This is a genomic window from Caulobacter sp. P1_B12_2 (assembly GCF_056406675.1).
On the sequence record NZ_JBFTZS010000389.1, the window covers coordinates 1 to 4440 of the forward strand.

Below are 4440 nucleotides of genomic sequence, written 5' to 3' on the forward strand. Positions count from 1 at the left end.
CGCCTGGATAATCCCGCCGTCGAGAGCGGAGCGTTGAGGTTCACCGTCGTCGAAACCCTGATCGGTGAGCCGGTTCGCCAGATCGAGGTGGGCCCGAAGGCTGGAGTCCGCGTCCTCCTCAACACCGCCTACCGGGCCACCAGGCCGAAGGCCGCGTGCCAGCAAAGCTTCGTGACGGATATCGGCGACGCCAAGATCTACTATTCGCCCAGCATCGTGTCGCTGGATCCGCGCCGCCAGTACGTCCTGGCCTTGAAGCCCGCCTCCAGTTCGAAGACGGGTGTCTGGGCTACCGCCTTCGCGCTGATCGACAATCCGGCTCAGGTGCGGCGCAGTCTGCGGMAAGTCGTCAGGGCTCGCCGAGACGCCGGCGCCGCCAAATAGATCGGGGACCTAAGCCGCGGGCCTGCGCCGCAGCCGCGCCAGCCGCCGCAGCCGCCGCCAGAACCGGGTCTTTTCCGGTTCGGGATAGGGCTGCAGGTTCTTGTAGAACTCCTCGGCGCAGGCGCGCCACGAGAAGCCCTCGGCGAACTTGCGCACCCCCACGTGGTCGATGTCGAGGCACGCCAGGCAGGCCTCGCGCAGGCCGTCGGTCTGGCCGGGGGCCAGGACGCCGGCGTTCGAGCCGGGGATGATGTCGATCGGGCCCGGCGCCGAGAACGCCGCCACCGGCACGCCGGCGGCCATGGCCTCCAGGATCACCAGGCCGAAGGTGTCGGTCAGGGACGGGAAGCAGAAGACGTCGGCGCAGGCGAAATAGCGGGCCAGATCCTCGCCGAACTTGGCGCCGGCGAACACCACGTCGGGGTACTTCTCGGCCAGCTCCTCGCGTTGCGGACCGTCGCCGACGATGACCTTGGTGCCGGGCAGGTCCAGGCTGGCGAAGGCCTCGATGTTCTTCTCGACGGCCACGCGGCCGACATTGAGGAAGATCGGCCGGGGCAGGCCCTCGAACACGTCCGGCTCGCCCTCGACGCGGGGCTTGAACACGTCGGTGTCGACGCCGCGCGTCCAGGGCGAGATGTTGCGGAAGCCGTGGCGGATCAGCTCGTCGCGCATGGTGGGCGTGGCCACCATCAGCCGGCCCGAAGGCTTGTGGAACCAGCGCATGTAGGTGTAGCCGGCCGACAGCGGCAGCGGCAGGCGCGCCGACACGTACTCCGGAAAACGCGTGTGGTAGCTGGTCGTGAACGGCAGCTTCCATTCCAGGCAGATGCGGCGGGCGGCCAGGCCGATCGGGCCCTCGGTGGCGATGTGGATCGCCTCGGGCTCGAACGACTTGAAGCGCTCCATCACCGGCTCGTAGGCGCCGATGGCCAGCTTGATCTCCGGATAGGTCGGAAGCGGGAAGGTGGGGAACTGGTCGGGGCTGACGACATCGACCTCATGGCCCATGGCTTTCAGCTCGGCCATCACCTTGGTGAGGGTCCGAACCACGCCGTTGACCTGCGGTTCCCAAGCATCTGTGGCGAGTAGTATCCGCATCAGGCGGCGGCAGGCTCCGCAATGGGGGGCTCAAGGATGAGCGCCCGTGCCCGATCGATCACCGACCAGGACCTAAGCTTGGACCATTCCAGGATTTCGAGCCGTCCGTCCATATGTTCCACGAGCGCGGTGCAGCTTTCCACCCAATCGCCGTCGTTCACATAGAGCACGCCGTCGATCTCGCGCATCTCGGCCTTGTGGATGTGGCCGCAGATCACGCCGTCGACGCCGCGCCGACGGGCTTYGTCGGCGACCGCGGCCTCGAAATTCTCGATGAATTGCAGCGCGTTCTTCACCTTGACCTTCAAGAAGGCGGAAAGACTCCAGTAGCCGAACCCCAGTTTCCGACGTGCGCGGTTGAGCAAGGTGTTCAGCATCAGGATGGTTCTGTACGACCAGTCGCCCAGGAAGGCCAGCCACTTGGCGTGCTGCACCACCCCGTCGAACTCGTCGCCGTGCACCACCAGGTAGCGCTTGCCGTCGGCCGCCTCGTGGATCACGTCGCGGACCACGACCACCCCGCCGAAGTGGACGCCGCAGAAGTCGCGGACCCGGTCGTCGTGGTTGCCGGGGATATAGATCACCTCGACGCCCTTGCGGGCCAGGCGCAGGATCTTCTGCACCACGTCGTTGTGGCTCTGGGGCCAGTACCAGCCGCTGCGCAGCTTCCAGCCGTCGATGATGTCGCCCACCAGGTAGAGCTTGTCGCACTCCACATGGCGGATGAAGTCCAGCAGCAGCTCGGCCTGGCAACCGCGCGTGCCCAGGTGCACGTCGCTGATGAAGATCGAGCGGTAGCGGTGGATCTCGATGTCGGTTTCGGTGACCATGGCTTGCCCCTCCGGCGGTTCTGGTCGGCGTTCGAAAGCCGATCCCCCCGGACCGGCCCCGGCCCCAAGATCTCGACAGGGGCGCATGAGCCGGCGATTAAGCTGATTGCATGTCGCTTTCGTGAAACGTCGATCCGCCCACGGCGCGACGCTGCGCCGCACAAGCGCCCGAAATTTCACCATTGGATAAATCTTGTTGGACAAGGCAAAGCTTTGCTGGCGCTGTGCTGTTGCAGCGCAACATCGCATTCATTAGATCAGGGTCATGGACGCCGCTCGCCTCGCCAAGGATACGCCCAAGTCGCTGAAGACCCGGGCGCGGATTCTCGACCAGGCGATGCGGTTGATCGCCGAGATCGGCTATCCCGCCGCGACCAATCCGGTGATCGCCGACGCCGCCGGCCTGACGCGCGGCGCGATGCTCTATCACTTCCCCACCCGCGAGGCCCTGGTCGAGGCGGCCGTGGCCCACGTCCAGGCCGAGCGCTCGGCCCTGTTCCGCGCCGCCGCCGACACCCTGCCGCCGGGCGCCGACGTCACCGAGCACGCGATCGACAGCTACTGGGACCTGCTGCACACCGTGCCGTTCCTGGCCTTCGCCGAGCTGGAGGTCGCGGGCCGCACCGACCCGGCCGTCCAGGCCCTGCTGGCTCCGGCCCAGGCCGAGTTCGACCGCGCCCAGGCCGGCGACCACTTCCTGAAGATCCTCCACGCCGGCGCGGGCCCTCGCTTCCAGGCCAGCCGGGACCTGGCGCGGTTCATGCTGGAAGGCCTGGCGCGGACGACCCTGACCTATGACGGCGACGGGCGGCGCGAACGGCTGCTGATGCTGATCAAGCGGGCCACGCACATGCTGAACCGCAAGGGCGATGTGCAGGATCTTTGGCCGGATTAGGCGGGGGCGAAAGTCTGCCCTTCGCATCCATTCGGTGCGCCCGATTTCAGGCCGCGAGGAGACTTGTGACCCCGATTTAACTTGTGGTTTGCAGAGATCGCCCCAAGGACGCTCCACGAGTAGGGGTGACTGACATGAAGCTGAAATCGATTGCGGCGGCCTTGGCGCTCGCAAGCCTGTGCGCGACGTCCGCCCACGCCGAGACCGTTGCGCCGCTCACGTTCTCTGACCGCCTGGCGCAGGCAGGATCGCCGCTGACAGTCCGGCCGGAGGGCTTCTCGGGTCCGGGAGCCGCGATATTGTCGGAGGCTATAGACGCCAGCCGGYACGTCCTCATCGGCGAGAGCCATTTTTCCCGCGAGATCCCCACCTTCACCACGAATATCTGTCGAGTGATGGCGCCCGGCGGCTTGACGGCCATGGTCGTCGAGATCGGGCCGGAGGCCGCCGGAGCGGTCAATGCACGGCTGAGAGCGCCGGACCGGGAGCAGCGGATTTCTGACTTCATGCGCGCCCATCCCGACGCCATGGCCTTCCTCAACGGCCGCGACGAGGGTCAGACGGCGGCCGATTGCGCGGGCGCCGCCGGGCCGGACTTCAAGCTGTGGGGGCTGGACCAGGAGTTCCTCGGCGCGAGCGGCTATCTGCTCGAACAGATGCTGGCGGCCGATCCAGGACCGCTCGCCCGCGCCCAGATCGAAGCGCTGGCCGAGCAGGAGCGGACGGCGACTCAGGCCGCGCTCAAATCCGGGTCACCCATGGACCTGTTCCTGCTCAAGGCCACCGATGCGACGCTGGATCAGGCAGGGACAGCCATCGACCAGGACGGCGGCGACCGGGCCAAGGCGCTGTTCGCCGCCTTGCGCGAAACACGCGCCATCTATCAGGGCTCGCAGTCCCGCAGCGGCGATTCGAACGGGCGCAGGGCGCGGCTGATGAAGCGGACGCTGGTGACGCATTTCGCCGAGGCGCCGCGGGCGCGCCTCCTGATGAAGTTCGGCGCCTACCATGTCTACAAGGGCTACAATCCGCTCGGCCAGCGCGACCTGGGCAATTTCGTCGCTGAACATGCCGACGGAGAGGGCGTGAAGTCCCTCCACATCATCGTCACCGGCGCGAGAGGCGCGCTAGGCGGATACAACGGGGTCGGCCGCCAGGTGGCCGTGCAAAAGTTCGATGCGACCACGGGCAAGGACGCCGACTGGTCCAAGGACGTGATGCTGGCCCGCC

5 protein-coding genes are annotated in these 4440 nt (G+C 67.0%); 3 read left to right on the forward strand and 2 right to left on the reverse strand.

All coding sequences use genetic code 11. The annotated features are described in order from the left end of the window. Positions 1 to 384: hypothetical protein (locus AC1DZ6_RS19810; RefSeq protein WP_477098854.1), on the forward strand; the 384-nt coding region annotated here is incomplete at its 5' end. Between the two features lie 9 nt (positions 385 to 393). Here the strand turns inward: AC1DZ6_RS19810 and AC1DZ6_RS19815 are convergent. Both AC1DZ6_RS19815 and AC1DZ6_RS19820 read right to left on the reverse strand, forming a co-directional pair. Then, positions 394 to 1485, reverse strand: coding sequence for a glycosyltransferase family 4 protein (locus tag AC1DZ6_RS19815; protein WP_477098855.1), 1092 nt, complete (start codon positions 1483 to 1485; stop codon positions 394 to 396). Further along, positions 1485 to 2315: a UDP-2,3-diacylglucosamine diphosphatase gene (locus AC1DZ6_RS19820; protein WP_477098856.1), complete on the reverse strand. Its 831-nt coding sequence runs from the start codon at positions 2313 to 2315 to the stop codon at positions 1485 to 1487. Before AC1DZ6_RS19820 ends, AC1DZ6_RS19815 begins: the two co-directional genes overlap by 1 nt. 265 nt (positions 2316 to 2580) lie before the next feature. Here AC1DZ6_RS19820 and AC1DZ6_RS19825 point away from each other — a divergent pair, with 265 nt between their 5' ends. Next, entirely contained in the window at positions 2581 to 3210 is a 630-nt protein-coding gene (locus tag AC1DZ6_RS19825) for a TetR/AcrR family transcriptional regulator (protein ID WP_477098857.1), read from the forward strand. Positions 3211 to 3344: 134 nt separating this feature from the next. Continuing rightward, positions 3345 to 4440: hypothetical protein (locus AC1DZ6_RS19830; RefSeq protein ID WP_477098858.1), on the forward strand; the 1096-nt coding region annotated here is incomplete at its 3' end.

Coding starts and splice junctions, on each gene's coding strand:
- AC1DZ6_RS19815 (WP_477098855.1), bottom strand. CDS start 1,485: ATGCGGATACTACTCGCCACAGATGCTTGGGAACCGCAGGTCAACGGC.
- AC1DZ6_RS19825 (WP_477098857.1), top strand. CDS start 2,581: ATGGACGCCGCTCGCCTCGCCAAGGATACGCCCAAGTCGCTGAAGACC.